This is a genomic window from Nocardioides sp. LS1, from assembly GCF_003865225.1.
Classification (GTDB): domain Bacteria; phylum Actinomycetota; class Actinomycetes; order Propionibacteriales; family Nocardioidaceae; genus Nocardioides; species Nocardioides ginsengisegetis.
Genome location: NZ_BIFF01000002.1, coordinates 756,770 through 782,045 on the forward strand (window position 1 = coordinate 756,770; position 25,276 = coordinate 782,045).

Annotated in this window: 26 protein-coding genes; 5 read left to right on the plus strand and 21 right to left on the minus strand. The window is 72.0% G+C overall.

The window, feature by feature from the left end:
- Positions 1-23 precede the first annotated feature (23 nt).
- Complete coding sequence (gene radA, locus EJF31_RS08490; protein ID WP_125036642.1) at positions 24-1,433, plus strand: DNA repair protein RadA; 1,410 nt, start codon at positions 24-26, stop codon at positions 1,431-1,433.
- 46 nt (positions 1,434-1,479) lie between these two features.
- Positions 1,480-2,562, plus strand: coding sequence for a DNA integrity scanning diadenylate cyclase DisA (disA, locus tag EJF31_RS08495; protein ID WP_125036643.1), 1,083 nt, complete (start codon positions 1,480-1,482; stop codon positions 2,560-2,562).
- 26 nt (positions 2,563-2,588) lie between these two features.
- Here the strand turns inward: disA and EJF31_RS08500 are convergent, their stop codons facing one another.
- Positions 2,589-3,338 (minus strand): hypothetical protein, encoded by a 750-nt coding sequence (locus EJF31_RS08500; protein WP_125036644.1) that lies wholly within the window; start codon positions 3,336-3,338, stop codon positions 2,589-2,591.
- Positions 3,339-3,449: 111 nt separating this feature from the next.
- On the opposite strand from EJF31_RS08500, the gene EJF31_RS08505 reads away from it, so the two are divergent.
- Positions 3,450-4,316, plus strand: a complete 867-nt coding sequence (locus EJF31_RS08505; protein WP_125036645.1) for an A/G-specific adenine glycosylase — start codon at positions 3,450-3,452, stop codon at positions 4,314-4,316.
- On the opposite strand, the gene EJF31_RS08510 is transcribed toward EJF31_RS08505, so the two are convergent.
- The 15 genes from EJF31_RS08510 to EJF31_RS08580 all read right to left on the minus strand — a co-directional run bounded on the left by EJF31_RS08510 (position 4,282) and on the right by EJF31_RS08580 (position 20,113).
- Entirely contained in the window at positions 4,282-5,328 is a 1,047-nt protein-coding gene (locus tag EJF31_RS08510; protein WP_125036646.1) for a glycosyltransferase family 2 protein, read from the minus strand. The genes EJF31_RS08505 and EJF31_RS08510 overlap by 35 nt on opposite strands.
- Before the next feature lie 66 nt (positions 5,329-5,394).
- Positions 5,395-7,977 (minus strand): ATP-dependent Clp protease ATP-binding subunit, encoded by a 2,583-nt coding sequence (locus EJF31_RS08515; protein WP_125036647.1) that lies wholly within the window; start codon positions 7,975-7,977, stop codon positions 5,395-5,397.
- 190 nt (positions 7,978-8,167) lie between these two features.
- A complete protein-coding gene (locus tag EJF31_RS08520; RefSeq protein ID WP_125036648.1) occupies positions 8,168-9,574 on the minus strand; it encodes an alpha/beta fold hydrolase in 1,407 nt (468 codons plus the stop codon).
- Positions 9,571-10,539, minus strand: a complete 969-nt coding sequence (locus EJF31_RS08525) for a hypothetical protein (protein ID WP_125036649.1) — start codon at positions 10,537-10,539, stop codon at positions 9,571-9,573. Before EJF31_RS08525 ends, EJF31_RS08520 begins: the two co-directional genes overlap by 4 nt.
- A complete protein-coding gene (locus tag EJF31_RS08530) occupies positions 10,536-10,997 on the minus strand; it encodes a WXG100 family type VII secretion target (RefSeq protein ID WP_125036650.1) in 462 nt (153 codons plus the stop codon). Before EJF31_RS08530 ends, EJF31_RS08525 begins: the two co-directional genes overlap by 4 nt.
- A 96-nt stretch (positions 10,998-11,093) precedes the next feature.
- On the minus strand, positions 11,094-11,771 hold the full coding sequence (locus EJF31_RS08535) for a hypothetical protein (RefSeq protein WP_125036651.1): 678 nt from the start codon (positions 11,769-11,771) through the stop codon (positions 11,094-11,096).
- A gap of 38 nt (positions 11,772-11,809) precedes the next feature.
- A complete protein-coding gene (locus tag EJF31_RS08540) occupies positions 11,810-12,139 on the minus strand; it encodes an Lsr2 family protein (protein ID WP_125036652.1) in 330 nt (109 codons plus the stop codon).
- 125 nt (positions 12,140-12,264) lie between these two features.
- Positions 12,265-13,038 (minus strand): type III pantothenate kinase, encoded by a 774-nt coding sequence (locus tag EJF31_RS08545; RefSeq protein ID WP_125036653.1) that lies wholly within the window; start codon positions 13,036-13,038, stop codon positions 12,265-12,267.
- A 3-nt stretch (positions 13,039-13,041) separates the two neighbouring features.
- A complete protein-coding gene (gene nadC, locus EJF31_RS08550) occupies positions 13,042-13,944 on the minus strand; it encodes a carboxylating nicotinate-nucleotide diphosphorylase (protein ID WP_125036654.1) in 903 nt (300 codons plus the stop codon).
- A complete protein-coding gene (locus EJF31_RS08555; protein WP_125036655.1) occupies positions 13,941-15,632 on the minus strand; it encodes an L-aspartate oxidase in 1,692 nt (563 codons plus the stop codon). The genes nadC and EJF31_RS08555 overlap by 4 nt, the downstream gene beginning before the upstream one ends.
- A gap of 9 nt (positions 15,633-15,641) precedes the next feature.
- Entirely contained in the window at positions 15,642-16,073 is a 432-nt protein-coding gene (gene panD / locus EJF31_RS08560) for an aspartate 1-decarboxylase (RefSeq protein ID WP_125036656.1), read from the minus strand.
- The gene (gene panC / locus EJF31_RS08565; RefSeq protein WP_125036657.1) at positions 16,073-16,987 is read right to left on the minus strand and encodes a pantoate--beta-alanine ligase; all 915 of its coding nucleotides are present in this window, start codon (positions 16,985-16,987) and stop codon (positions 16,073-16,075) included. Before panC ends, panD begins: the two co-directional genes overlap by 1 nt.
- Before the next feature lie 8 nt (positions 16,988-16,995).
- Complete coding sequence (locus EJF31_RS08570) at positions 16,996-17,904, minus strand: Rossmann-like and DUF2520 domain-containing protein (RefSeq protein WP_125036658.1); 909 nt, start codon at positions 17,902-17,904, stop codon at positions 16,996-16,998.
- A gap of 164 nt (positions 17,905-18,068) precedes the next feature.
- Positions 18,069-18,989, minus strand: coding sequence for a glycosyltransferase (locus tag EJF31_RS08575; RefSeq protein WP_125036659.1), 921 nt, complete (start codon positions 18,987-18,989; stop codon positions 18,069-18,071).
- Positions 18,986-20,113 carry a sulfotransferase family protein gene (locus tag EJF31_RS08580; protein WP_125036660.1) on the minus strand — a complete coding sequence of 376 codons (1,128 nt, stop codon included), beginning with the start codon at positions 20,111-20,113 and terminating at the stop codon, positions 18,986-18,988. The genes EJF31_RS08575 and EJF31_RS08580 overlap by 4 nt, the downstream gene beginning before the upstream one ends.
- Before the next feature lie 54 nt (positions 20,114-20,167).
- On the opposite strand from EJF31_RS08580, the gene EJF31_RS08585 reads away from it, so the two are divergent.
- A complete protein-coding gene (locus tag EJF31_RS08585) occupies positions 20,168-20,914 on the plus strand; it encodes an enhanced serine sensitivity protein SseB C-terminal domain-containing protein (RefSeq protein WP_125036661.1) in 747 nt (248 codons plus the stop codon).
- Positions 20,911-22,017 carry a glycosyltransferase family 2 protein gene (locus tag EJF31_RS08590; RefSeq protein WP_125036662.1) on the plus strand — a complete coding sequence of 369 codons (1,107 nt, stop codon included), beginning with the start codon at positions 20,911-20,913 and terminating at the stop codon, positions 22,015-22,017. Before EJF31_RS08585 ends, EJF31_RS08590 begins: the two co-directional genes overlap by 4 nt.
- Positions 22,018-22,037: 20 nt before the next feature.
- On the opposite strand, the gene EJF31_RS08595 is transcribed toward EJF31_RS08590, so the two are convergent.
- The 5 genes from EJF31_RS08595 to EJF31_RS08615 form a co-directional block, all read right to left on the minus strand.
- Positions 22,038-22,403 (minus strand): hypothetical protein, encoded by a 366-nt coding sequence (locus tag EJF31_RS08595; protein ID WP_125036663.1) that lies wholly within the window; start codon positions 22,401-22,403, stop codon positions 22,038-22,040.
- Positions 22,400-22,828 carry a hypothetical protein gene (locus tag EJF31_RS08600; RefSeq protein WP_125036664.1) on the minus strand — a complete coding sequence of 143 codons (429 nt, stop codon included), beginning with the start codon at positions 22,826-22,828 and terminating at the stop codon, positions 22,400-22,402. Before EJF31_RS08600 ends, EJF31_RS08595 begins: the two co-directional genes overlap by 4 nt.
- An 8-nt stretch (positions 22,829-22,836) precedes the next feature.
- The gene (locus EJF31_RS08605; protein ID WP_125036665.1) at positions 22,837-23,556 is read right to left on the minus strand and encodes a WXG100 family type VII secretion target; all 720 of its coding nucleotides are present in this window, start codon (positions 23,554-23,556) and stop codon (positions 22,837-22,839) included.
- Complete coding sequence (locus EJF31_RS08610) at positions 23,553-24,194, minus strand: hypothetical protein (protein WP_125036666.1); 642 nt, start codon at positions 24,192-24,194, stop codon at positions 23,553-23,555. Before EJF31_RS08610 ends, EJF31_RS08605 begins: the two co-directional genes overlap by 4 nt.
- A gap of 133 nt (positions 24,195-24,327) precedes the next feature.
- On the minus strand, positions 24,328-25,275 hold the full coding sequence (locus tag EJF31_RS08615) for an ABC transporter substrate-binding protein (protein WP_125036667.1): 948 nt from the start codon (positions 25,273-25,275) through the stop codon (positions 24,328-24,330).
- Position 25,276 lies beyond the last annotated feature (1 nt).

Below are 25,276 nucleotides of genomic sequence, written 5' to 3' on the forward strand. Positions count from 1 at the left end.
TGCCATCGCTTAGCGTTCCCGTCATGTCGAAGTCACCCCGTCCCGCGTTCCGGTGCACCGAGTGCGGCTGGGAGACCGGCAAGTGGGTCGGCCGCTGCGGTGAGTGCCAGGCCTGGGGCTCGGTCGCGGAGGCCGCGGCGCCGGTGCTGCGGGCCGTCGCCTCACCCGTCACCCGCGCCGCCGTGCCGATCGGCCAGGTCTCGGTCGAGGACTCCCAGTTCCGCACCAGCGGGGTGCCCGAGCTCGACCGCGTCCTCGGCGGCGGCCTGGTCCCCGGTGCCGCGATCCTGCTCGCCGGCGAGCCCGGGGTCGGCAAGAGCACGCTGCTCCTCGAGGTGGCCGCCCAGACCGCCCGCTACCAGCACCGCACGCTCTACGTCACCGGCGAGGAGTCCGCCTCCCAGGTGCGGCTGCGCGCCGACCGCACCGGCGGCGTCCACGACGAGCTCTACCTCGCCGCCGAGACCGACCTCGGCGCCGTGCTGACCCACATCGAGCAGGTCCGGCCGACCCTGCTGGTGGTCGACTCGATCCAGACCATCGGGGCGTCCGGGATCGAGGGCGTGCCCGGTGGCGTCACCCAGGTCAAGGAGGTGGCCGCCGCGCTGATCCGGGTGGCCAAGACCCGCAACATCACCACCGTGATCGTCGGCCACGTGACCAAGGACGGCTCGATCGCGGGCCCGCGGGTGCTCGAGCACGTCGTCGACGTGGTCCTGCACTTCGAGGGCGACCGCAACTCCCGCTTCCGCATGGTGCGCGCCATGAAGAACCGCTTCGGCCCGGTCGACGAGGTCGGCTGCTTCGACCTGTCCGCGGAGGGCATCACCGCCGTCACCGACCCGACGGGCTTGTTCGTCGAGCGCCACCACGCCAACGTCCCCGGGACGTGCGTGGCAGTGACGATGGAGGGGCGCCGGCCCCTGTTGGCCGAGGTCCAGGCCCTCGTCACCCCGACGCCGTCGGACAAGCCACGCCGCACCACCTCGGGCCTGGACTCCTCACGCGTCGCGATGGTGCTGGCGATCCTCCAGCAGCACTGCGGGATCCGGCTCCACAACAACGACGTCTTCACCTCGACCGTCGGCGGCGCCCGGCTCAGCGAGCCCGCCAGCGACCTCGCCGTGGCCATCGCCATCGCGAGCGCCACGACCGGGGTGCCCGCACCCCGCGGCGTGGTCGCCATGGGCGAGATCGGCCTGGCCGGCGAGCTGCGCCGGGTGCGCGACCTCCCGCAGCGCATCGCCGAGGCCGCCCGCCTCGGCTTCCAGGTCGCGATCGTGCCCGCAGAGCCGGGCGCGCGCTCGACGCGCCAGCCCGAGTCGTGGGTCGTGGAGGGCATGAGGGTGCTCGACGTCCCGGACATCGTGTCCGCATTGCGACTGCTGCACTTCACCAAGCGCGATCAACCCAGCGCGCGTGACCTAGACTGACCCCGCGGCCAGTTCAACGCCGCAAGCCGAAACGGAGGACGGCGTGGTGGCCACGGATCGCTCGGACGACACGCTGCGCCTGCGCGCGACGCTGGCGTCCATCGCCCCCGGCACGGCCCTGCGCGACGGGCTGGAGCGGATCCTCCGCGGCCGCACCGGTGCGCTGATCGTGCTGGGCATCGACCGCACCGTGGAGTCGATCGCCACCGGCGGCTTCACCCTCGACGTCCCCTTCACCGCCACGGGCCTGCGCGAGCTGGCCAAGATGGACGGCGCGATCATCCTCGACAAGGACGTCACGCGGATCCACCGGGCCGCGGTGCACCTGATGCCCGACCACATGATCCCCTCCGAGGAGACCGGCACCCGTCACCGCACGGCCGACCGGGTCGCCAAGCAGACCGGCTACCCCGTCATCTCGGTGTCGCAGTCGATGCAGATCATCGCGGCGTACGTCGGGGAGACCCGCCACGTCCTCGAGGACTCCGGCCAGATCCTCTCCCGCGCCAACCAGGCCCTGGCCACCCTCGAGCGCTACAAGCTGCGCCTCGACGAGGTCGCCAGCACGCTCTCCGCGCTGGAGATCGAGGACCTCGTCACCGTCCGCGACGTCGCCGTCGTCGCCCAGCGCCTCGAGATGGTCACCCGGATCGCCCGCGAGATCGAGGACTACGTCCTCGAGCTCGGCACCGACGGCCGGCTGCTCTCGCTGCAGCTGGAGGAGCTCATCACCGGCGTCGACGCCGAGCGGGAGCTCGTGATCCGCGACTACCTCCCCGCCGGACGGAGCAAGAAGAGCCCCGAGGCGCTGCTGGAGCGGCTCGAGTCGCTCTCCCCCACCGAGCTCGTCGACCCCGCGGCCGCGGCTCGCGCGCTGGGCCTGGGCACCGGCGAGCACCTCGACGGCGCGGTCGCCCCGCGCGGCTACCGTCTCCTGGCCAAGGTTCCCCGCCTGCCCACGTCCGTGGTCGACCGGCTGGTGGACCACTTCGGCACGCTCCAGAAGCTGCTCTCCGCGGGCGTCGACGACCTGCAGGCCGTCGACGGCGTGGGCGAGCTCCGCGCGCGCAGTGTCCGCGAGGGCCTGTCCCGCCTCGCCGAGTCGACGATCCTCGAGCGCTACGTCTGACCCATCGGCAGTTGCGCCGACTCGACTCAGTGGGAGCTGCTGGGCGACGGCGCCTGCGGGCGACCGCCGTGCTTGCTCTGGTGGGGCGACTGGGTCGGCGAGGGCGACCGGGTGATCACCGGGCCGGACGGGGCGTCCAGCTTGAACTGCAGGTCGGCGGGCTCACCGGCCAGCGCGGCGGCCACCACGTGGTAGTAGCCGGGCAGCGCCCAGTCGGTGAAGCGCGAGCAGGTGTCGTCGGAGCGCTTGGCGTTCCAGGTGAGGGCGACCGTCTCGGTGACCGCCCTGCGGACCACGACGTCCTCGGTGGGGACCACCCTCGGGCACTGGCGGCTGGACCAGATCTCGTCCTTGCCGGAGGTGACCTTGACCGTCAGCGTGTCCTTCGAGACCCGCCAGGTGCAGGCCTCCTCGGTGAGGGTGCGCAGCTTCAGGACGATGCGCACGTCCGACCCGGCGACCGGCTGCTTGACGTCGGGCTCGACCGCGATGTCCTCGTCCGAGCACGGGCCGCTCGGGGCGGCGAGGACGGGCGCGTGGCTGTGGTGCTTGCCCGGCTTCTTCGTCGTGGTGGCCACGGGGGTGCTGCTCGGCGTGACCGTCACGGTCGGCGCGGCGGCCACGGGCGTCGCGCGGGCGTCAGCCGACGAGGCGTCGCTGCCGCCGGTGAGCACGCGGGCGATCACGACCACCAGGGCCAGCGCGGTCCCGAGCACGAGGAGCCGACGCGTCCAGTACACGCGGGCCGGCAGCGGGCCACGAGTCAGGGCGGTCATGGCGCAACGCTAGTCAAGGCCGGGCCCCGTCCGGCGCTGCCACACCGACGGTCCGCACGAGATCGGGCCCGGATTCCCTGTCGGGACGGGCGTTGCCCAGAATGGACCGCGATGAGCGCCCTCCACGACCCCGTCCTCGCGTGGTACGACGACCACGCCCGCGAGCTGCCGTGGCGTGGCGTGCAGGCGTCCGCCTGGTCGGTGATGGTCTCGGAGTTCATGCTCCAGCAGACGCCGGTGGCGCGGGTGCTGCCCGTCCACGAGCAGTGGCTCACCCGGTGGCCCACGCCCGGCGACCTCGCCGCCGAGTCCTCCGGCGAGGCCGTCCGCGCCTGGGGCCGGCTCGGCTACCCGCGCCGGGCCCTGCGGCTGCACGCGGCCGCGACCGCCATCGTCGCCGAGCACGGCGGCGAGGTGCCCGCGTCGTACGACGACCTCCGGGCGCTGCCCGGCATCGGCGACTACACCGCCGCGGCGATCGCCACCTTCGCCCACGGGCGGCGCCACGTCGTGCTCGACACCAACGTCCGCCGCGTCCTCGCGCGCGCCGTGTCGGGCGTGGAGTTCCCCGCCGCCTCGGTGACGCGGGCCGAGCGTGACGTCGCCCAGGACCTGCTCCCCGAGGACGAGCCCACGGCGGCGACCTGGTCGGTCGCGGTGATGGAGCTCGGCGCCCTCGTGTGCACGGCGGCCAACCCACGGTGCGGCGACTGCCCCGTGGCGGGGCTGTGCGCCTGGCGGGCGGCCGGCAAGCCGTCGTACGACGGTCCGCCGCGGAAGGTCCAGACCTGGGCCGGCACCGACCGCCAGTGCCGCGGCCGGCTGCTCGCCGTGCTCCGCGACGCCGAGGGCTCGGTGCCACCGGGCCGCCTGGAGACGGCCTGGGCCGACGAGGCCCAGCGCACCCGCTGCCTGGCCAGCCTGCTCGCGGACGGCCTCCTGGTCAGGACCGACGCAGGAAGCTACGCCCTCCCCTGACCCCGGTCACGGCGTCCAGAACCTTCTGGGCGGCGGCCACGGGCTCGCCCGGGTGGAAGGCCCGCTTCGGCTCCGCGGCGACCCGCTCGAGCATGCCGCGCACCTCGTCGAGCGCCGGGAAGTCCGCCGGCTGGTGCGTGCCCTGCCGCGGGTCGACCTCGACCAGCAGCCCGAGGTCGCGCAGGGTGTCGAAGTCGTCCTCGGTGGTGCGCTCGAAGATGCGCATGAGGTACGGCGCCGCCTGCTCCTCGGTCAGCCCCTTGCCGATCAGGGTCCGCAGGGCGATCGCGGTGGGCTCGCGGGCCGGGCGGAAGTTGGCCATCGGCCCGGCCGCCAGGATCGACGTCCACTTGCGCACGAAGTCCTCGCCCGAGAACGACTCGTAGTGCAGCAGGCGGAGCGAGTCGTCCTGGAAGGAGGGCAGCTCCTCCTTGGCGGCGTCGACGCCGTGGTGCAGGGTCAGCCAGACGTCGAGGGCCGGACGCACGCCGGACTTGCCGTCCACGTGGCCGTGGAAGTAGGCGCCGTTGGAGGGCCGGTCCAGGACGCCGAGGGTCTGGAGGAGCGTCAGGTCGTCCTTGTCGAGCAGGCGCTTGAACCACGTCGGGTCGCCGTCCCAGCTCTTGCGGCTGACCGCCTCCAGCGGGGCCAGCTTCACGACCCGGGTGTCGGCCGGCACGGTGTCGAGCATCGACCGGTCGACCTGGATGATCTCGTCGGCGTCGATGTGGAAGAGCCAGTCGACCCCGTCGACCGCGCTCAGCAGGGCCCGGACGGTGTTGGCGTTGACCCGCTGCCGGACGTTGAGCTGGTCGGGCCGGTCGCCCTGCCACCACGCGCTGTCGGTGCGCACGCACGTGACGTGGGGGTGCTCGTCGAGCCAGGCGCGCACCTCGGGGTCGCCCGCGTCGAGGAAGACGAAGAGGTGGTCCACGCCGCCGGCGAGGTTGCCGCTGACGAACCGCTGGATGTTGGGCAGCGTGTCCTTGACCGTGCTGGCGGTGACGAGCATGCCCCGATCATGCCGCAGGCCCGGACTCGAAGGAGTCCGGGCCTGCGGTTGCCGATCAGCGGTGGGTCAGTCGGTGTCGCCGGACTTCGGCACGTCGATCGGGCCCTCGGAGTCGTCCGGGCCCTCGACCAGCGCGTCGCCGAGCTCGACGCCCGCGGTCTCGAACGGCGGCAGGTCCGGGAGCACCCCGATCTTCTGGCCCTTGAACGTGAAGCTCGCCGTCGGGCCCTCGCCCTCCACGTCGACCAGCACGATCTGGCCGGGGCCGACCTCGCCGAAGAGCATCTTCTCGGCGAGCACGTCCTCGATCTCCCGCTGGATGGTGCGACGCAGCGGCCGCGCACCCAGCACCGGGTCGAACCCGCGCTCGGCCAGGAGGTTCTTGGCGACCTGGGTGAGCTCGAGGGACATGTCGCGGTCCTTCAGGCGCAGCTCGAGGCCGGCGATCATGTTGTCCACCATGGCGACGATCTGCTCCTGCGTCAGCGGCGGGAACACGATGATCTCGTCGACACGGTTGAGGAACTCGGGACGGAAGTGCTGCTTGAGCTCCTCCGACACCTTGCCCTTCATCCGCTCGTAGGAGCCCGCGCCGTCACCCTGCTGGAAGCCGAGGTTGACGCCCTTGGAGATGTCGCGGGTGCCGAGGTTGGTGGTCATGATGATGACGGTGTTCTTGAAGTCCACCACCCGGCCCTGGGAGTCGGTCAGGCGACCTTCCTCCAGGATCTGCAGCAGGCTGTTGAAGATGTCCGGGTGGGCCTTCTCGACCTCGTCGAAGAGGACGACGGAGAACGGCTTGCGGCGGACCTTCTCGGTGAGCTGGCCGCCCTCCTCGTAGCCGACGTAGCCGGGAGGGGACCCGAAGAGCCGCGAGACCGTGTGCTTCTCGCCGAACTCGCTCATGTCGAGCTGGATCAGCGCGTCCTCGTCGCCGAAGAGGAACTCGGCGAGCGTCTTGGACAGCCACGTCTTCCCGACGCCCGAGGGGCCGGCGAAGATGAACGACCCACCGGGCCGCTTGGGGTCCTTCATGCCGGCGCGGGTACGCCGGATGGCACGGGAGATCGCCTTGACGGCCTCCTCCTGGCCGATGACACGCTTGTGGAGCTCGTCCTCCATGTTGAGCAGGCGGGTCGACTCCTCCTCCGACAGCTTGACGATCGGAATGCCGGTCGCCACGGCGAGCACCTCGGCGATCAGCTCCTCGTCGACCTCGGCGACCTCGTCCATGTCACCGGCGCGCCACTGCTTCTCGCGCTCGGACTTCTTCAGGATGAGCTGCTTCTCCTCGTCGCGCAGGCGGGCCGCGGCCTCGAAGTCCTGCCCGTCGATCGCCGCCTCCTTGCGCTGGCGCACGTCGCCGATCTTCTCGTCGTACTCGCGCAGGTCGGCGGGCGCGGTCATCCGGCGGATGCGCAGGCGCGAGCCGGCCTCGTCGATGAGGTCGATGGCCTTGTCCGGGAGGAACCGGTCGGAGATGTAGCGGTCGGCCAGCGTCGCCGCGGAGACCAGGGCCTCGTCGGTGATGGTGACGCGGTGGTGCGCCTCGTAGCGGTCGCGCAGGCCCTTGAGCATCTCGATCGTGTGGGCGATCGAGGGCTCGGCGACCTGGATGGGCTGGAAGCGCCGCTCCAGCGCGGCATCCTTCTCGAGGTACTTGCGGTACTCGTCGAGGGTGGTCGCGCCGATGGTCTGCAGCTCGCCGCGGGCCAGCATCGGCTTGAGGATGCTGGCGGCGTCGATCGCGCCCTCGGCCGCGCCGGCGCCGACGAGGGTGTGGATCTCGTCGATGAACAGCACGATGTCGCCGCGGGTGCGGATCTCCTTGAGCACCTTCTTCAGGCGCTCCTCGAAGTCACCGCGGTAGCGCGAGCCGGCGACCAGGGCACCCAGGTCGAGGGTGTAGATCTGCTTGTCCTTGAGCGTCTCGGGGACGTTGCCCTTGACGATGTCCTGGGCCAGGCCCTCGACGATCGTCGTCTTGCCGACGCCGGGCTCGCCGATGAGGACGGGGTTGTTCTTGGTGCGCCGCGAGAGGATCTGCATGACCCGCTCGATCTCCTGCTCCCGGCCGATGACCGGGTCCAGCTTGCCCTCGCGGGCGTCCTGGGTGAGGTTGCGGCCGAACTGGTCGAGCACCAGCGAGGAGGACGGCGCGTCGCTCGCGGACCCGCTCGCCGCGGCGCCCGAGGCGGACGACTCCTTGCCCTGGAAGCCCGACAGCAGCTGGATGACCTGCTGGCGCACGCGGTTGAGGTCGGCGCCGAGCTTCTGCAGCACCTGGGCGGCGACGCCCTCGCCCTCACGGATCAGGCCGAGCAGGATGTGCTCGGTGCCGATGTAGGAGTGGCCGAGCTGCAGCGCCTCGCGCAGGGACAGCTCGAGGACCTTCTTGGCGCGAGGGGTGAAGGGGATGTGTCCGCTCGGGGCCTGCTGGCCCTGGCCGATGATCTCCTCGACCTGCGCACGCACGGCCTCGAGCGAGATGTCGAGGCTCTCGAGGGCCTTGGCGGCGACGCCCTCGCCCTCGTGGATGAGGCCGAGCAGGATGTGCTCGGTCCCGATGTAGTTGTGGGAGAGCATGCGGGCCTCTTCCTGGGCCAGCACGACCACCCGACGAGCTCGGTCAGTGAACCGCTCGAACATGCGCATCTCTCCTCAAGATCCGGGGCCGCCCCGTGCGTGTGTCCCACGGGACGGGACACCAGGACTAACCCCGGCACCAGCCTACGCGTTCCCGGATCGCGCACATCCGCGCTCCGCTCTCAGCGAACACGCGTCCGGATCACGGCACAGGAGAGGCCGGAGTCCTCGGGCATCGGGTCAGGTCACCGGGTCAGGGCATCAGGTCGAGGAGCGGCAGGTCGGCCGGTCGGATCTGGTCGCCCTGCTCGGTCTGGAAGGTCTGGGTCCCGAGCTGGCCCGGCTGGCCGGTGAGGAAGTCGTGCATGCTCCCCAGCGCTGCCTGGACCGACGGGTCGTCACTGCCGTCGACCGCGGCGCCGATCTGGGCGTAGGTGCCGAGGTCGTGGTCACCCGCGAACGAGCCGTGCGGCAGGTCCGCAGTCACGGTGGTGTGGTGGGCTGTCGCCGGGTTGGGCTCGCCGTCGGTGTGCGGGACGAGGTCGGCGGAGTTCTCCAGCGACAGCACCTGCACGTGGTCGGGGATCCCCGAGGTCGCGATCGGCGCACCGGCGGTCACGACATGGGTGACGTGGTAGGGGAAGTCGGGGTCGGCGGCGAGCGCCGCCGCCTGCATCCCGCCCTGCGAGTGCCCGACCAGCATCACCGGGTCGCCCGGGCTCACCCCGGCGGCCTGCATCGCCTGCTGGATCGCCTCGGCGTACGCCGTGTCGTCACCCGCGATGAGGTTCATGTTGGAGCCCATGTTGCGGATCGCGTGCTCGTCCATGAAGTGGTCCGTGCCCGGCAGGTCGACGATCCAGCGCACCGTGCCGTCGGGCCCGACGACCTGCTGCACGCTGATCACGCCGTCCTCGAGGTCGTTGACGGTGCCGAGGTTGTCCATCAGGCCCTGGACGCTGGTCGGGGAGCCGAGGTGGAAGTCGTCGGGCGGCGTGTAGTCGGGGTTGAGCGTCCCGTGGTAGTCGCCGAAGAGCAGGTCGCCCAGGTCGTCGGCGGCCGAGCCCGTGTCGGGGTGGAAGCCGTCGAGCCCGAGCAGCCCCATCAGCGGGCCGGTGAGCGGGTTCACCGACATGCCGTCGAGCAGCCCGCCGCCGCCGTTGACGAGCGTCTCCGCGAGCTCCGGGTGGTCCTCGAGGAAGGCGACCAGGTCCTCGTTGCTCATCCCGCCCAGCCGCAACCCTCCGTAGACGACCGCCCCGGTGAGGAGGACGCCGGGCAGGTCGACGCCGACGATGAAGCCGAGGCCGTAGGACAGGGACTCGATCGCGGCGTGACGCAGGTCGTCGGCGGTGCGGTAGATCTCGACCACCGCGACGAAGCAGAAGCTCTCGGCCTCCAGGACGACAGCCCGGGCGACCAGGCCGCGCGGCCCGTACGTCGCGTCGAGGATGGCGCCCTCGGCCGAGGCGAACGTGCCGGGCGAGAGGATCGCGGACGCGAGCAGGTCGCCGTCGGCCGCCTCGAGCTTGTCGTCCCAGGCCTGACCTGCGAGCCGGCCACCGAGGTCGCCGTAGAGGTGACCGAGGCGCTCGATGTCGGTGTAGCGGGCGTCGATGCCCCCGGCGCCGCCGCTCACCGTGATGTCGGGAGTGCTCATCGCTCCTCCCCCGCGCCCGCGGCCGGCCGCGCGACCGCGTCGACCACGGGCAGGCTGAACAGGCCCACGTCCCGGGTGTCGCGTCGGCGCAGGACGCTCGTCGCGTCCCTGCCCGGCCGCAGCTCGTGCCAGCCGTCGTCGAAGAGGAGCCAGGACAGCACCGCCGGGTCCTCCGCGCGATCGCGACGCAGCGCGAGGAGCCGGAGCCGGCCGCGGCAGGCCCGGCCGAGGGTGCCGAGCAGGGCCAGGACCTCCTCGAGGTCGGCCTCGTGGACGTGGCCCGGCTCGCCGAGCCGGACCCGCCCGACATGCGCCGCGGCCATCGCCGGCACCAGGTCGGTGCGCTGCTCGTCGTGGGCCTTCTCGCTCCCCGCCAGCAGCTCGCTGGGCAGGGAGACGTAGTCGGGCAGGGCCATCGGCGCCGTCGAGGACGCCCAGGGCTCGACGGTCACGGCCCGGGTGAGCTGGGAGACCCACAGGGCCGGGTCGAACCAGGCGAGCTCGTAGTCCAGGCCGTCGCCGGTCGAGAGCTGGACGACCATGCCGGGCGCGACGCCGAACCAGCAACGGAGCCGCGAGGTCCCCGCCGCACGCTCCACCGCGACGTCGAGCTGGAGGCCGAGCGGTCCGGTCGCGAGGACCACCAGGGCGGACGCGACCGCAGGGTCGACGTCGTCGCCGTCGAGGAGCTCCTGGTCCTGCAGCGACGCGCGGGCCCCGGACGGGCCGTCGTCGTCCACCCGGGCGAGGGAGGCTGCGAGGAGGGAGCGTGCCTGGCTCAGGGGCGTGCCGGAGAGCCGGTCGGAGAGCCGGTGGCCGCCGTCGGTGTCGACGCGCACCGGGAGGGGTACGTCGCCGGCGAGCCGGGCCGCCAGCACCAGCTCGTCCAGGCGCAGCCGGACCCGCCACGGGACGAGGGGGACGGCCTCCGCCGGGCGCGTGGCCACGCGCACCACGGGGCTCACAGCCGGATCCCGGGGATCACGTCGGGCATGTCGAGCCAGTCCTTGTGGCCGGGTGGGGGCAAGGGGGTCTCGGCGAGGCGCTTGTCGTGCTCGTCGCCGGGGGTGAGTGCGTCCTTGATGCCACCGATCACGTCGGAGACGGCGTCCTTCACCCGGTCGATGGCGCCGGCGATGATGGCGCGGGCCTGGTGCTCGATGGTGGCGATCAGGTCGAGGAGCCGCTGCACCTCGGCCGCGTGGTCACGGACCTTCTGCGCGGCCTCGTCGTACTCCCGGGCCACGCCCCGGAGCTCGTCACGCCGCTGCGTCGCCTGGGCGCGCATGCGGTCGGCCGCGACCGAGACCCACCCGGTCTCCTGGCTGGCTGCGTGCAGGTCGTCGGCCTCCGTGCGCAGCTGGTCTGCGCGACGTTCGAGCCGTTCCGCGACCTCGCGGATCTTGCTGGGTTCCCCGTACATGTCTGACTCCTGGTCTCCGAGCGGACACCGTAGGGATTCCGCACGCGGAACGGGCCCAAACCCCGACCCCAGCGACCTGTGGAGAGCCGCTCGGGGTCACCACCCGCCGCGGCGTACCTCCACCTGGTGCGGAGTCCGCTCCACCAGGGTCACGACCGTCGTGTCGTAGCCGCGGACCTCCGAGTCGTGGACCAGGCCGGCCACGGCCACGGCAGGGGCGTCTCCGGCGCCCTCCCAGCGTCCCGACACGTCGACACGACCGCCCTCCAGGGTGGCCCGGACACCCGAGGCATCGGGGTAGCGGGCGCGTACGTCGGCGACCAGCGCGGCCAGCTCGCTGGAGCACCCGGAGTCGGCACAGCGCCCCCCGGGCGGCGCCTGGTGACTGGTGAACTCGACCGGGTGGTCGACCATGTCTGCGGGCCGCCACGTCACGGTGACCGCGAGCTGCTCGGGCGCGATGGGCGAGGCCTCGATCACGTCGGCGACGTCGTTGGCGATCGACTCACCCGCAGCGTCGTCGGTCGGGGCCGCGTCGACCTCGACGAGCACGCGCTCGGGCTTGCCGACGACGTGCTCGCGGTGCGCCTCGGTCACCGCGTGGACCCCGTCGACGGCCCCGACGGCGTCGACGAGGTCCTGGAGCTCCGCCGTGCAGGTCGACCCCGGGCAGGTCGAGGCGTTGTCGAGGGGGTTGTCCTCCGAGCAGGCGACCGCCAGGCCGTTCATCGTCAGCAGGCCAGCGGCGAGTGCCGCCCGAGTCAGCAAGCGCATGCGAAGACGATAGGTCGGCCCGGCGGTCGCCGCACGTGTCAGTTGGCCGCGTCGAAGGCCTGGCGCACGTCGGCGGAGACGCGGCCGCGGTCGGGCACGTCGTAGCCGTTGGAGCGGGCCCAGTCGCGGATCTCGCGGGCGCTCGGGCCCGACGCGGAGGCGGCCGAGGACTTGCGGCCACGGCGAGAGGCGCCGCCGACCTTGCGGGCGTGACCGGTGTAGCCGGCCAGGACGTCGCGCAGCTTCGCGGCGTTCTTGTCGTTGAGGTCGATCTCGTAGGACGTGCCGTCGAGGCCGAAGGAAACGGTTTCGGTGGCCTCGCTTCCGTCGAGGTCGTCGACCAGGACGATGTGGACCTTCTGAGCCATCTGCATTACCTCATTCATAGAAATGCATGCTGAATACGGGGGATTTCGAATGCATCATGGCACAGGAGGAAAAGAATTCTCCCGTGCTCGCCGAATAGGCCCTTTCCAGATCTGCGCGATATGCGTCAGCTGTTGCGGGTGAACACCAGCTCGAGGCCGCGCAGGGTGAGCCACGGGTCGGACGCGGTGAAACACCGGCATTCGTCGAATACCAGAGGCGCGAGATAACCGGTCGCAATGACGTTCATCTCGTGCGCCTCGACGCCGAGCTCCGCGGTCATCCGGGCCACGATTCCCTCGACCTGGGACGCGACCCCGAAAACCATTCCCGACTGAAGCGCCTCGACGGTGTTCTTGGCAATCACCGAACGCGGCCGCAGCAATTCGACCTTGCGCAGCTGGGCACCGCGCGCGCCGAGCGCCTCGAGGGAGATCTCGATACCGGGTGCAATGGCGCCGCCGACGTACTGCCCCTGGGTGCTGACCACGTCGAAGGTCGTGGCGGTGCCTCCGAAGTCGACCACGATCGCGGGACCGCCGTACTTCGTGGCAGCGGCCAGCGCATTGATGATCCGGTCCGAGCCGACCTCGCGCGGGTTGTCCATGAGGACCGGCACGCCGGTGCGGACGCCCGGCTCGACGACGACGTGCGGCACGTCGGCGAAGTGCCGGGCGAGCATCTCGCGCCACTCGTGCAGGACCGACGGCACGGTCGAGCAGACCGCGACGCCGGTGACCGTCGGACGCAGGTCGCCGAGCAGCCCGTTGAGGAGCACCGCCCACTCGTCGGAGGTACGTCGATCGTCGGTGGCGACCCGCCAGTCCGCGCCGACCTCGCCGTCCTCGACCAGGCCGAGCACGGTGTGGCTGTTGCCGATGTCGGCGGCGAGGAGCGGCATGGCCTAGGCGTCCTGCAGGTCGAGCCCGATGTCGAAGACCTTCACCGAGTGGGTGAGGGCACCGACGGAGATGAAGTCGACGCCGGTCTCGGCGACCTCGCGGGCACGCCCGAAGGTCAGCCCGCCGGAGGCCTCGAGCGTGGCGCGGCCGGCCGTGATCGCGACGGCCTCGGCCATCGTCGGGGAGTCCATGTTGTCGAGCAGGATCCGGTCGCAGCCCGCCTCGAGGAGCTCGCGCAGCTGGTCGAGGTCGGTCACCTCGACCTCCACCGGCAGGTCGGGGTAGGCGGCACGGACCGCCTCGTAGGCGGGCACCACGCCGCCCGCGGCCACGACGTGGTTGTCCTTGACCATGGCCATGTCCGACAGCGAGAACCGGTGGTTGACGCCGCCCCCGCAGCGGACGGCGTACTTCTGGAGGGCGCGGTAGGTCGGCAGCGTCTTGCGGGTGTCGAGGACCCGTGCGCGGGTGCCCGCGAGGGCGTCCACCCACGCCGCCGTCGCGGTGGCGACGCCGGAGAGGTGGCTGGCGTAGTTGAGGGCGGTGCGCTCGGCGGTGAGCAACCCCCGGGTGGGGCCACTGACTCGCATCACGACGTCACCGGCGGCGACGCGCGAGCCGTCGGCGAGCCGGTCGGCCACCACGACCTCGTCGCCCATGACGTAGTGGAAGACCAGGGCAGCGACCGTGAGCCCGGCGACGACTCCCGGCTCGCGGGCCGCGAAGTCGGCGACTCCCCGCGCCGACTCGGGGATGGTCGCGACGCTCGTGACGTCCTCGCCCGGGAGGTCCTCGGCCACGGCGAGGACAACCGCGTCGTAGACGGCCTTGGCGTCCAGGCCCGCGGCGGCCAGCTCCTCCAGGAGCTCGGCCGGGAGGGCGTCGTACGGCGTGCGGGTGATCACGGGTGCTCCTGCGGTGCGGGGTGGGAGGGGTCGGTGGGTGCTGCGGGGACGAACTCGATCGTCGTCTCCCCGTCGGCCATGACGGTGTCGAAGTGCCCGGCACAACGGATGTCGTCGCGCTCGGGGAAGTCCTCGCGCCAGTGCGACCCGCGGGTCTCCTCGCGCAGGGCGGCGGCCCCGGTGAGCGCAGCGCTGATGGTCACGAGGTTGGTGGTCTCCCAGGACTCCTGGTCGACGGCCTCGGCGGGGACGCCCGCCAGCTTGTCGAGGAGGACGCCAGCCTCCTCGAGGCCGGTCGCGTTGCGCAGCACGCCGACGCGGGAGGTCATCACCTCCTGCAGCTCGGCCCGGACCGACCCCGGGACCAGTCCGTGGGTGCGGGTGTCGGTGACCGGCTCGGACCAGGGGTGGAGCTCGCCGGGCAGGACGGTCGCGATCCGGCGGGAGAAGACGAGGCCCTCGAGGAGCGAGTTGGACGCGAGCCGGTTGGCGCCGTGCACGCCGGAGCACGCGACCTCGCCGGTGGCGTAGAGGCCGGGCACGCTGGAGCGGCCCCACAGGTCGGTGCGGACGCCACCCGAGGCGTAGTGGCAGGCCGGGGCGACGGGGATCAGCTGGGTGACCGGGTCGATGCCGTGGGCGCGGGCCGTCGCAAGGATGGTGGGGAAGCGTCGCTCCCAGAACTCCGCACCGAGGTGGCGGGCGTCCAGCCACATGTGCGGCTGCCCGGTCTCCATCATCCGGCGCATGATCGCCTTGGCGACCACGTCGCGCGGCGCGAGGTCGGCCAGCTCGTGGACGCCCTGCATGAAGCGTGCGCCGTCGAAGTCCACGAGGAAGGCCCCCTCACCGCGGACCGCCTCGGAGATGAGCGGCTGCTGTCCGCGGGACTCGGGGCCGAGGTACATCACCGTCGGGTGGAACTGCACGAACTCCAGGTCGCGCAGCACCGCGCCGGCCCGCAGGGCGACCGCCATGCCGTCACCGGTGGAGACCGCGGGGTTGGTCGTCTGCGAGAACACCTGGCCCAGGCCGCCGCTGGCGAGCACCACGGCCCGGCAGCGGACCAGGCCGACGCCGTCGCGCTGGCCCTCGCCCATCACGTGCAGGGTCACGCCGGCGATGGCGCCCTCGCCGGCCGGGCCGTCGAGCAGCAGGTCGACCGCGAGGGCGTGCTGGACGACCTCGATCTCGGGGGCCTGCTCGATGGCGGCGATGAGGGCGCGCTGGATCTCGGCGCCGGTGGCGTCGCCGCCGGCGTGCGCGATGCGGTCGCGGTGGTGGCCGCCCTCGCGGGTCAGCGACAGCTCGCCCTCGGGGCTGTGGTCGAAGCGGGTGCCGAGCGCGATCAGCTCGCGGACCGCCTCCGGCCCCTCGGTGACCAGGGCCCGGACGGCCTCGAGGTCGCAGGCACCCGCACCGGCGACGAGGGTGTCGACCTCGTGCTGCGCCGGTGTGTCACCCGGGCCGAGCGCGGCGGCGATGCCGCCCTGCGCCCACTGGGTCGAGCCGGCGGCGAGGACGTCCTTGGTGACGACCAGGATCTTGTCGACCTGACCGCGCAGGCGCAGCGCGGCGGTGAGCCCCGCGATGCCGGAGCCGATGACCACCACGTCGGAGGTCGTGGTCCAGCCCGGGGCGGGCGCGGTCAGGCGCCCGGGGACCCGGCGTACGGGTGTGTCGGCCATGGGCGCAGGTTAGCGCCCCGCCCCCGACGGCTGGACGGAGTCGCCACGGACCAGACCGGCGCCGTCGAAGGTCTCGGCCGGGTCGAAGCCCGTCGCGAGGATCTTGTTGTCGGCGTCGACGAAGACGACGTGCGGCTTCAGCTCGAGCGCCTCGGCCGTCTCCATTTGGCCGTAGCCGATCAGGATGACGACGTCGCCGGGGTGCACCAGGCGCGCGGCGGCGCCGTTGATGCCGAGCACGCCGGAGCCACGCTCCCCCGCGATCGTGTAGGTCTCGATCCGGGCGCCGTTGGTGACGTCGACGATGTGGACCAGCTCGCCGGGCAGCAGGTCGGCCGCCTCGAGCAGGTCCTCGTCGACGGTCACCGACCCGACGTAGTGGAGGTCCGCCTGGGTCACGGTGGCCCGGTGGATCTTGCTCTTCATCATGGTGCGGAGCATCAGGCGTCTCCCTGGGTCTCGGTGGCGGCGGGTCGGGCAGCGGGTGGGGCCCCGAGGATCAGGGGCATGTTGTCGATGAGCCGGGTGCTCCCGACGCGGGCGGCGATGAGCACCCGCGCCTCGGTGCCGGCGGGTACGTCGGTGGGGAGCTCGCTGAGGTCGGGGGCGGTGATCTCGAGGTAGTCGAGGTCGACCACGGTGGAGGTGCGCAGCTCCGCCCGGGCCGCGTCGAGGGCGACGTCCACGCCGTACTCGGCTCCCTCGCGGGCGGCCAGCAGGGTGCGGCTGAGGACGACGGCCTCGCGGCGCTGCTCCTCGTCGAGGTAGCGGTTGCGGCTGGAGAGCGCCAGTCCGTCGGGCTCGCGCTCGGTCTCGGCGCCGACCACGTCGACGGCGAGGTTGAGGTCGAGCACCATCCGCCGGATCAGCGCGAGCTGCTGGTAGTCCTTCTGCCCGAACACGGCGACGTCGGGCCGGACCAGCCCGAAGAGCTTGGCGACCACCGTCAGCACCCCGCGGAAGTGGCCGGGGCGGGTGCGGCCCTCGAGGACCGTGGCCAGCGGGCCGGGCTCGATCGTCACCTCCGGCTCACCACCGGGGTAGACCTCCTCGACCGACGGCGCGAAGACGATGTCCACGCCCTCCCGCTCGCACAGCTTCAGGTCGGTCTCGAGGGTGCGGGGATAACGGTCGAGGTCCTCGCCCTCCCCGAACTGCAGGGGGTTGACGAAGATCGAGACGACGACCGGGCCGTCGCCGACCTCGTCGCGGGCGACCCGCATCAGGCTGGCGTGGCCCTCGTGCAGGGCACCCATGGTCGGCACGAAGCCGACCCGGCGACCCGACGCACGGGCGGCGGACAGCAGGGCGGCCAGCTCCGCGCGGGTGCCGGCCAGGGCAGGGGTGGCGCTCATGTCAGCACTCACGTCAGGGGGACTCCGGAGCGGCCGGCGGCGGTGGCGACGGCCTCGTCGAGGGCGAGCCGGATGCTCGCGGCACGGATGGGCAGGAGGCGACCGTCGGTCACCACCCGGTCGAGCGTCGCGCGGGCCATGGCGACGTACGACGCCAGCGTCTGCGGCGCGTTGGCGGCGATGTCGGCGAGGTGGGCGCGCACCGTGTTGACGTCGCCGCGGACGATCGGCCCGGTCAGGGCGGCGTCGCCCTGCGCCAGCGCGTTGTCGAGCGCGGCGGTCAGCAGCGGGCGGAGGGTGCCGGCCGGGTCGTCGGCGCCGGCCGCGGCGAGCACCTCCATCGCCTCGGTCACCAGGGTGACGAGGTGGTTGGCGCCGTGGGCCAGGCCCGCGTGGTAGAGCGTGCGCATCTCCTCGGGCACCCACATGGGGCGGCCGCCGAGGTCGGCGACGAGGGACTCGGCGACGGCCTTGTCGGCCGGGCCGGCAGTGAGGCCGAAGACGCAGCCGACGAGCCGGTCGAGGTCGACGGCCGTGCCGGTGAAGGTCATGGCGGGGTGCATGGCGATGACGTGGGCGCCGAGGTCGGCAGCGGGCTCGAGGACCGCGAGGCCGTGGCGGCCCGAGGTGTGCACGACCGTCTGGCCGGCGGAGATCGCGCCGCTGGCGGCGAGCATCTGGACGACGTTGGGGAGCATGTCGTCGGGGACCGTGAGCAGCAGCAGGTCGCAGGCGCGGGCGACGGCGGTCGGCTTCTCGTTGACGGCACCGGGCAGCAGGGCTGCGATGCGGGCACGGGAGGCGTCGGACTCGCCGGCGGCGGCCACGACGTGGTGGCCCGCGGCGCCCAGCGCGGAGGCGAGGACGGCGCCGACGCGTCCAGCGCCGACGACGCCCACGGTGAAGTGGTGCGTCATGTAGCGAACCTTTCGTTCCAGTCCCTCCGACCACCCCCTCGCGGGGGCCGGTGTGGGTACCGGACGGTGTGCTCGTCAGTGGTACTTCAGTGCAACGTCGAATGTACGCGGGTGCATCCCCGCCTGGGAACGGACCGGGACGTGACGTGTCCGACACCGGTCCGTCAGCGCGGGCCCACCTGCAGGGGGCGCGGGGCGCGGGGCAGCCACTCGTGGGTGACGTAGTCGACGATGTGGGTGCCGGAGGGGGCGCGGAGCTCCACGACGCCCTCGGGGACGGTCCCGTCCTTGAGAGCGTTGAAGACCTCCCACTCGCGGCGCTTGCGCTTGTTGCGGAAGCTGGTCGCGAACGACTCCGGGTCGGTCCAGTGCGCGAACTCGTCGCCGTCGAGGTACTTCAGCTCCACGCACATGCCCTGCGGCAGGCCGATCGAGCGGACGCCCTCGGGCGTCGTCCGGATCTCCCACTCGTAGGCCTTGGTGTAGATGAAGTCCGGCCCGATCGGGAAGCCCCACTCCTCGGCGTTGCGCAGGCCGAGGTCGAGGTAGCCGGTGCGGTCGTCGGCCAGGTAGAGGCCGTGGCGCGGCACGCGGATGATCGACTGGACGTCGCCGACCTGCCAGCCGAGGTCGGCGATCGAGACCTCACCCTCGGTGGTCAGCACCATGTCGCCGTCCCACTTCCAGGAGTAGCGGGTCCCGACCTGGGCGAAGCACCAGTTGTAGAAGTAGGCCAGCGAGTGCACCGACAGCTCGTGCTGGGCGAGGTGCTCGGCGCCGGCGCGCGCCACCGAGAAGGGGTACGTCGCCTGGGTGAGCTTGTCGGCCAGCCCGGCCTTCGCTGCGGTCTCGGCCGCGACGTCGGGCGTGCCGTCGGTCGAGCCGTTGTCGACGACCAGCACGTGGTCGCAGGCCCGCAGCAACGGGGGCAGCACGAACGGCAGGCTGGGCGCCTCGTCCTTGACCCGCAGCACCGCGGTCGTGCCGGCACGCAGCCCGCCGGGCCGGGTCCAGGGCCAGGTGATGTCGAAGTCGCTGTGGCCCTCGAGGTTGCTCAGCCCCGTGGCCGTGCGGGTCCCCGTCACCGGCTGCGACCGAGTGCCTTGCGCACGCCGCGGCGCACGCTCGGCGGGATCTTGGCGCGCAGGTCGTGCGGCACCTTGTCGACCAGCGACGAGGGCGCCGGGGCGGCCGGGCGGGGAGCACCCTTGCCCTGCTTGCGGACACGCTGCTCGGCGGCGACCACCGACGAGCGCGAGATGGCCTCGGCCTCCTCGTAGAGCTCGACGTAGGCCTCACGGAGCGAGTCGAGCGCGGCGTGCACCTCGGGGGTGTCACCGCCGGGGTCGGCGAGCTTGTTGAGCTCGTGCCAGGTGTCGCCGGTGATCTCGTGCAGGCGCGGCGGCAGGTTGAGGTCGGCCAGCGACTGGGTCACGCGGCGCAGGCCGGGGTCGACGAAGCGGTGCCCGTCGCGGATCGCCTCGCTCTTGGCGTGCAGGAGGTGCTGCAGGTCGAGCTGCTCCCCGACCTGCATCGTGGTCTTGGTCCAGTCGTCGAGGAGGTCGGCGTACCGCACGAAGGAGCGACCGCCGTCCGCGACGGACTCGCGGGTCGCGCGCTCGGTGTGCAGGAGCATGTTGAGCCAGGACGCGGCGAGGTGGGCCGAGCCCAGCCGGTTGGCGTAGTACTTCTGCTTGCTGCCCACGACCTCGGCCGGCGGGCGCAGCATCGTCGCGAAGACGGGCGTGGCGCCGGTGCGGATCGCGGCGACGCGCCACAGCGAGAGGAACCAGCTCAGCCGCGGGTCCTTCACGACCAGCTCGGTGTAGTCCGGGGACTCCGAGAAGTGGCTCTCCAGCCACTCGGCGGTCTTGATCCGCTCCGGCTCGCGGGTGCTGACCCGGCCGGTCTCGAACCACGCGTCGGGACGGGCGTCGCTGACCTGGACGCCGGCCTCCTTCAGGAGGCGGTCGTGGTGCTCGACGGCCCAGGCCGGCTCCCCGAAGCCCTTGGGGTTGGTCTCGTCGGCGACGACCTCGGGCTGCGGGACGTGGAGGCCCAGGATCTGCATGAGACCGGCCATCGTGCTCGTGCCGCTGCGGCCGGCTCCGGCCACGAAGAGGACCTTGCGCGGGTAGGCCTCCGGGGAGAGGTCCGCGGGGTCGGCCGGCGTCGGGGCATTGGTGGGGCCACTGGTGGGGGTCGTCACGAGCAGGGAGCCTACCGTTCTGCGCGCGGGCGGCGACATGTGAAGGTGGGCACCATGACGCACGCCGAGACCCCACTCACACCCCTTGAGGAGCTGCTGGTCGCAGCCGCCGACTCCCGCGACGACGCGCAGGCGTCGCAGCGGTTCACGGACGCCGCGATGGCCACCATGCTCGGTGTGCCCGGCACCCCCGGCTCCGCCACGGACCAGTTCCACCCGCTCACGATCAACGACCATCGCGAGGTGCCGCTCGCGGTCGCCTTCACCTCCCCGGACCGCTACGCCGCGTTCGCGGCCGCGATGGGGCTGACCGAGGGCCAGTACGAGGTGCGCGGCATCGAGGGCCGCGGGCTGTTCGGCATGCTCGTGCGCGCCAACCTTCCGCTGCTGCTCAACCCGCACAACGACTACGGCAAGGAGTTCACCGTCCCGGAGATGTCCGACCTGATGGCCGGGGTCGTCCCGGGGGCCCCCAGCCGCACTGTCGAGGCCGAGACGACCGTCAACGTCGGCCGGCCGGCGAGCGTGCCGGACGGTCTCGTCGACCGGCTGTCGACGTACCTCTCGGGGCTGGGTGGGGTGGAGACGGCGACCCTCGCGTGGATCGAGTACCCCGACGGCCTGCAGGGCTACCTCCTCGGCCTACGCACCACGCTCCCCCGCGAGCAGGTGCTGGCCGGGATGGGCGAGGCCGTCGGCGACCTGGGCGGCCGCACGCTCGACATCATGTACGCCGCTCCCGGCGAGCCGCTCGCGACCGACTCGGTCGACCCCTTCCTGTCGGTAGATTCCGGCGCATGAGGTTCGGACGCCGCCGCGCGCCCCTGGTGAGCGTCGTCGTCCCGGTCTACGCCGTCGAGGCCTGGCTGCCGGCCTGCCTCGACTCCGCCCTCGAGCAGCGGCACCGCGACGTCGAGGTGGTCGTCGTCGACGACGGCTCCCCCGACGGGTCCGGGGCGATCGCCGATGCCTACGCCGCGCGTGACCCGCGTGTCCGGGTGGTGCACACCGACAACCACGGGCTGGGCGCGGCGCGCAACGAGGGACTGCGGCACGTCACCGGCGACTACGTGACCTTCCTGGACTCCGACGACGTCGTGCCGCGCGACGCCTGGTCGACACTGGTCCGGTCGCTGGAAGGGTCGGGGTCCGACTTCGCCACCGGGTCGATCGTGCGGTGGGAGCCCGATGGTCTGCACGAGCCGCCGTGGATGCGGCGCCTGCACGCGACCCGACGGCTCGCGGTCGGCATCACCGACCACCCCGAGATCCTCGGCGACGTCTTCGCCTGGAACAAGATGTTCCGCCGCTCGTTCTGGGAGTCCGCCGGCCTGTCGTGGCCCGAGGGCGTCCGCTACGAGGACCAGCCGACCACGACGCGGGCCTTCCTCGCCGGCCGTTTCGACGTCCTCCCCGAGGTCGTCTACCACTGGCGAATCCGTCAGGACGGCACCTCGATCACGCAGCAGCGCTCGTCGTTGCAGGACCTCGCCGACCGGTGGGAGACCAAGCGGATGGCACTGCACGCCGTGGAGGAGTACGCCGATCCCCAGGTCCTGGAGGTCTTCCGGGACCGGGTCCTGGCCGGCGACCTGCACCGCTACTTCACCGAGATCCCCGGCTGCCCCGACGAGTGGTGGTCGTTGCTCCGGGCCGGCGTGGTCGAGATGTGGGGCGACCGGTCGCTGGTGCACAGCGGCCTGCCGCCCGTGCACCGGCTGACCGGCTGGCTGGTCGAGCAGGACCGCCGCGCGGACGCGGCCGCCGTGATGGAGTACGCCGCCGGCCTCGGGCGGCCGGTCGACCGGGTCACCGACGACGACGGGCCGCGGATCTACGTCCCGGTCATCGACCCGGACTCCGTCGACCGCGAGGCCCTCGCCCTGCGGGAGCACGAGGCCTGACAGGTCCTCGGGCAGGTGGGTCAGCCGGCGGTGTAGGGCGGGATCAGCAGGCCGGCCACCACGACGACCCAGCCGATGAACAGCCACGGGTAGTGCCTGGTGTTGGGGTCCCCGGGCCGACGGATCTCCCGGAGCCGACCGCGATAGCCGACGATCGCGAGGATCGAGCCGATGATGCCGAGCGGGACTCCGATCCAGAACGTCTGGACGGCGTCGTCCCCCGTGCTGGCGATCCAGGCGTAGAGACCGGCCACGCCGAACCCTACGAAGCAGAGCGGAAGCGCTCCGCGCAGCAGCGCGAGCCACTCCAGCCGCTTCACGGTGCGGTTGATCGCCTCGTCCTGCTCCGGGGTCATGTCGCGGCGGCTGCCGACGGGATTCGTCACGGGGTCCACTCCCCGATCCTGTCACCCTCGCGGAGCGTGGCGTGCTCGCGGTAGCGCCGGGCCATCTCGGGGTCGTCGACCTCGAGGCGGTCGACCTCGGTGCGGGCATCGCCGACGATCTCCTCCCGCACCTCGACCGCGCTCCAGTGCTGGTCCTCCCCGGACATGACGGCGCGCCAGGTGGTCTCCTCCTCGTCGATGCGGCGCTGCAGCTCCTCGCGGGCCCGGCCGGCCTCGCCGTCGCGCGCCTGCTCGGCGTACTCCGCCTCGGCCTGCTCCCGCGCGGCCCGCAGCTGCGCCCGCTCGATCTCCACCTCGGCGAGCAGCGAGGCGCTCTGGGCCCGCAGCTCGTCGGACACCTGCTGCATCTCGGCCAGGGCCTCGCGCATGTCGGCCCTCAGGGCCGCCAGCTGCTCCTCACTCATGCCTCGCCCTACCAGCCGGCCGCGGCCGTGTCGTCGATGTGGTTGGCGGCGTCGGCCTGCTGACCGGCGGACATCGGCAGCATGAAGGCCATGTTCAGGGCCTTGAACATGGCGGCCATCAGCGCGGCGGCCTTGAGGATCGGGGGGATCACGTTGTTGAGGCCCTTGATGAAGGTGATCGCCTTGTCGATGAGGGTGATCGCGCGTCGCACGCCCGACCCCATGGTCAGGATCTCCTTGGCCCACTTGGCCAGCGAGAACGACAGCACCAGCTCCTCGAGGAGGCCGAGCACCCCGGCGACGAGCTTGCAGGCCTCCGTCACCGCGGCCAGCATGTTCGCCATCTGCATCGCCATCAGGTCGGCCGCCTCGGAGTGGGTGCCGTGGGCCTCGGCCATCTTCGACAGCCGCGCCCGGGCGGCGTCGGCGGCCTCCCCGGTCCAGATCGTCGGCACGTTGTCGGCCATCGAGGCGTAGTTGCGGCTGATGGTGTCCATGGCGCCCGCGATGCCGTGCCAGTCCATGCGCATCGCGTCGACCGAGGAGAAGTCACCGGCGATCGGATCCATGATGGCCCCGATCAGGTCGTAGCCGAGCTTGCGGGCGATCCAGTCCACCGTCTGCAGGATGAACCCGCACTCGCTGCGGATCGAGTCGATCATGTCCGACTCGGCGTTCGAGGTGTGCGGGACCAGGAGCCCGCTCGGGTCGGCGAAGGCGACGCTCATCGGTGGGCCTCCTCGTGGTGCTGGTGGCGGTTCTCGAAGTCCTCGTAGAGGTTCTCGTCGTCCTGGGCGTCGCTCATCGACTCCCCGGCGGCGATGGTGTCGGTCACCTGACTGACCAGCTCGACACCATCGGTCGGCAGGCCGCGGATGTCGGCGTCGGGCAGCGGTGGCGTCCGACCCGGCAGGCCGGCGAGGTGCTGGGGCATGTGCTCGGCCACGTCGCTGGCGTGGTCGAGGTAGCTCAACGCGGCGTTGCCGACCTTGATCGGCGTCGGGAGGCCGGGGCCACCCTCGTGACCGGCGAGGTGGCCGAGGTGGGCGGCGTCGACCTTGACGTCGAGCTTGCCCAGGTCGTTCTTGACACCCTCGTCGGTCGTGCGGAAGTCGTGGAGGACGGCGGTGATGTTGGCCCCCAGGTCGCCGGCACCCCTGGCGGCCCGGCGCACCTCCTCCGCGACGGTGGCGTGCGCCTCCTTGTAGGAACCCGAGAACATCGCCATGAAGCCCGTGAAGGCTCCGAAGTCGGCGCACTGGCCGTTGACCAGCTCGTCCACCTTGTCGATGAACCTCTGCTGGTCGCGGCAGAGCTCGGCGTACTTCCTCATGCCCGAGAACGATGCGTGTACCTCGGCAGCCATCGACATCCCCCTATCGATCGTCGGCAACTGTGGGATGGTCCCCGACGATCGCCGCCCCAAACACGATTCGGCGCGCGGAAATCAGCCGGCTGGACCAGCCGCCCGGGTGGTCCAGCCAGCCATCAGGCGATCCTCAGAGCAGGCCCTCGGAGGTGAGGAAGTCCGTGGCCACGGCCTTCGGGTCCTCACGGTCCACCGAGATCCGGCCGTTGAGCTCGGTGAGCTTCTCGGTCGTCAGCGCGGCCATCAGCGGGTTGAGGACATCGGCGACGTCCGGGTGGTCGGCCAGGAACTGGGTGCCGACGGCGGGGACGAGGTTCTGGGCCGGCTGGATCTGCTGGTCGTCCTCGAGGACCACCAGGCCCTGGGAGGCGAGGGTGCCGTCGGTCGTGCTCGTCTCGCCCAGCTGGGACTCGCCGTCGATCACGGACTTGTAGGTCTGGTCGCTGGCGTAGCCCAGCGGCAGGATCTTGCTGATCGTGATGCCGTAGTCGTCGGACAGGCCTGCCTCGCAGTCGAGACGGCCCTCGCAGTCGTCGGCCGCCGCGAGGACCACGGACTTGCCGGACAGGTCGGACAGCTTGGTGACGCCGTTGTCGTCGGAGTACTTCTGGGTGACGAAGAAGGCGTTGGTGTCGGTCGCCGACGAGACGTCGAGCAGCGTGATGCCCGCGTCGTCGAGCAGCTTCTTGCCGTCGGCGGCGAGCTGGGCGCCGTCGCCGGCCTCGAAGGGCTTGGCCTTGTCGCCGTTGGCCCGGGCGTTGAGCTCGTTGACGATGCCGCCGACGTATTCAGGGACGACGTCGACGCTCTTGGGGAAGATCCCGATGTAGGCGTCGCGGCTGTCGACCAGCTTCACGTCGACGTGGTAGCCGGCCTTGGTCAGGAGCTGGTTGTACATCTCCGCGACGAGCGCGGCCTCCCCGAAGCTCTGGCTGGCGATCGTCAGGTCGCCCTGGTCGGCGCTCGACGGCGAGCTGGACGAGGTGTCCTTGGACGAGAGGTTGTCACCCGCGCACGCGGTGGCGAGCAGGATCGAGCCGACGGAAAGCACCGTCAGCAGGGAACGTCGGAGCTTCATG

Coding starts and splice junctions, on each gene's coding strand:
- radA (WP_125036642.1), top strand. CDS start 24: ATGTCGAAGTCACCCCGTCCCGCGTTCCGGTGCACCGAGTGCGGCTGG.
- EJF31_RS08500 (WP_125036644.1), bottom strand. CDS start 3,338: ATGACCGCCCTGACTCGTGGCCCGCTGCCGGCCCGCGTGTACTGGACG.
- EJF31_RS08505 (WP_125036645.1), top strand. CDS start 3,450: ATGAGCGCCCTCCACGACCCCGTCCTCGCGTGGTACGACGACCACGCC.
- EJF31_RS08510 (WP_125036646.1), bottom strand. CDS start 5,328: ATGCTCGTCACCGCCAGCACGGTCAAGGACACGCTGCCCAACATCCAG.
- EJF31_RS08515 (WP_125036647.1), bottom strand. CDS start 7,977: ATGTTCGAGCGGTTCACTGACCGAGCTCGTCGGGTGGTCGTGCTGGCC.
- EJF31_RS08520 (WP_125036648.1), bottom strand. CDS start 9,574: ATGAGCACTCCCGACATCACGGTGAGCGGCGGCGCCGGGGGCATCGAC.
- EJF31_RS08530 (WP_125036650.1), bottom strand. CDS start 10,997: ATGTACGGGGAACCCAGCAAGATCCGCGAGGTCGCGGAACGGCTCGAA.
- EJF31_RS08535 (WP_125036651.1), bottom strand. CDS start 11,771: ATGCGCTTGCTGACTCGGGCGGCACTCGCCGCTGGCCTGCTGACGATG.
- EJF31_RS08540 (WP_125036652.1), bottom strand. CDS start 12,139: ATGGCTCAGAAGGTCCACATCGTCCTGGTCGACGACCTCGACGGAAGC.
- EJF31_RS08545 (WP_125036653.1), bottom strand. CDS start 13,038: ATGCCGCTCCTCGCCGCCGACATCGGCAACAGCCACACCGTGCTCGGC.
- EJF31_RS08555 (WP_125036655.1), bottom strand. CDS start 15,632: ATGGCCGACACACCCGTACGCCGGGTCCCCGGGCGCCTGACCGCGCCC.
- panD (WP_125036656.1), bottom strand. CDS start 16,073: ATGCTCCGCACCATGATGAAGAGCAAGATCCACCGGGCCACCGTGACC.
- panC (WP_125036657.1), bottom strand. CDS start 16,987: ATGAGCGCCACCCCTGCCCTGGCCGGCACCCGCGCGGAGCTGGCCGCC.
- EJF31_RS08570 (WP_125036658.1), bottom strand. CDS start 17,904: ATGACGCACCACTTCACCGTGGGCGTCGTCGGCGCTGGACGCGTCGGC.
- EJF31_RS08585 (WP_125036661.1), top strand. CDS start 20,168: ATGACGCACGCCGAGACCCCACTCACACCCCTTGAGGAGCTGCTGGTC.
- EJF31_RS08590 (WP_125036662.1), top strand. CDS start 20,911: ATGAGGTTCGGACGCCGCCGCGCGCCCCTGGTGAGCGTCGTCGTCCCG.
- EJF31_RS08600 (WP_125036664.1), bottom strand. CDS start 22,828: ATGAGTGAGGAGCAGCTGGCGGCCCTGAGGGCCGACATGCGCGAGGCC.
- EJF31_RS08605 (WP_125036665.1), bottom strand. CDS start 23,556: ATGAGCGTCGCCTTCGCCGACCCGAGCGGGCTCCTGGTCCCGCACACC.
- EJF31_RS08610 (WP_125036666.1), bottom strand. CDS start 24,194: ATGGCTGCCGAGGTACACGCATCGTTCTCGGGCATGAGGAAGTACGCC.
- EJF31_RS08615 (WP_125036667.1), bottom strand. CDS start 25,275: ATGAAGCTCCGACGTTCCCTGCTGACGGTGCTTTCCGTCGGCTCGATC.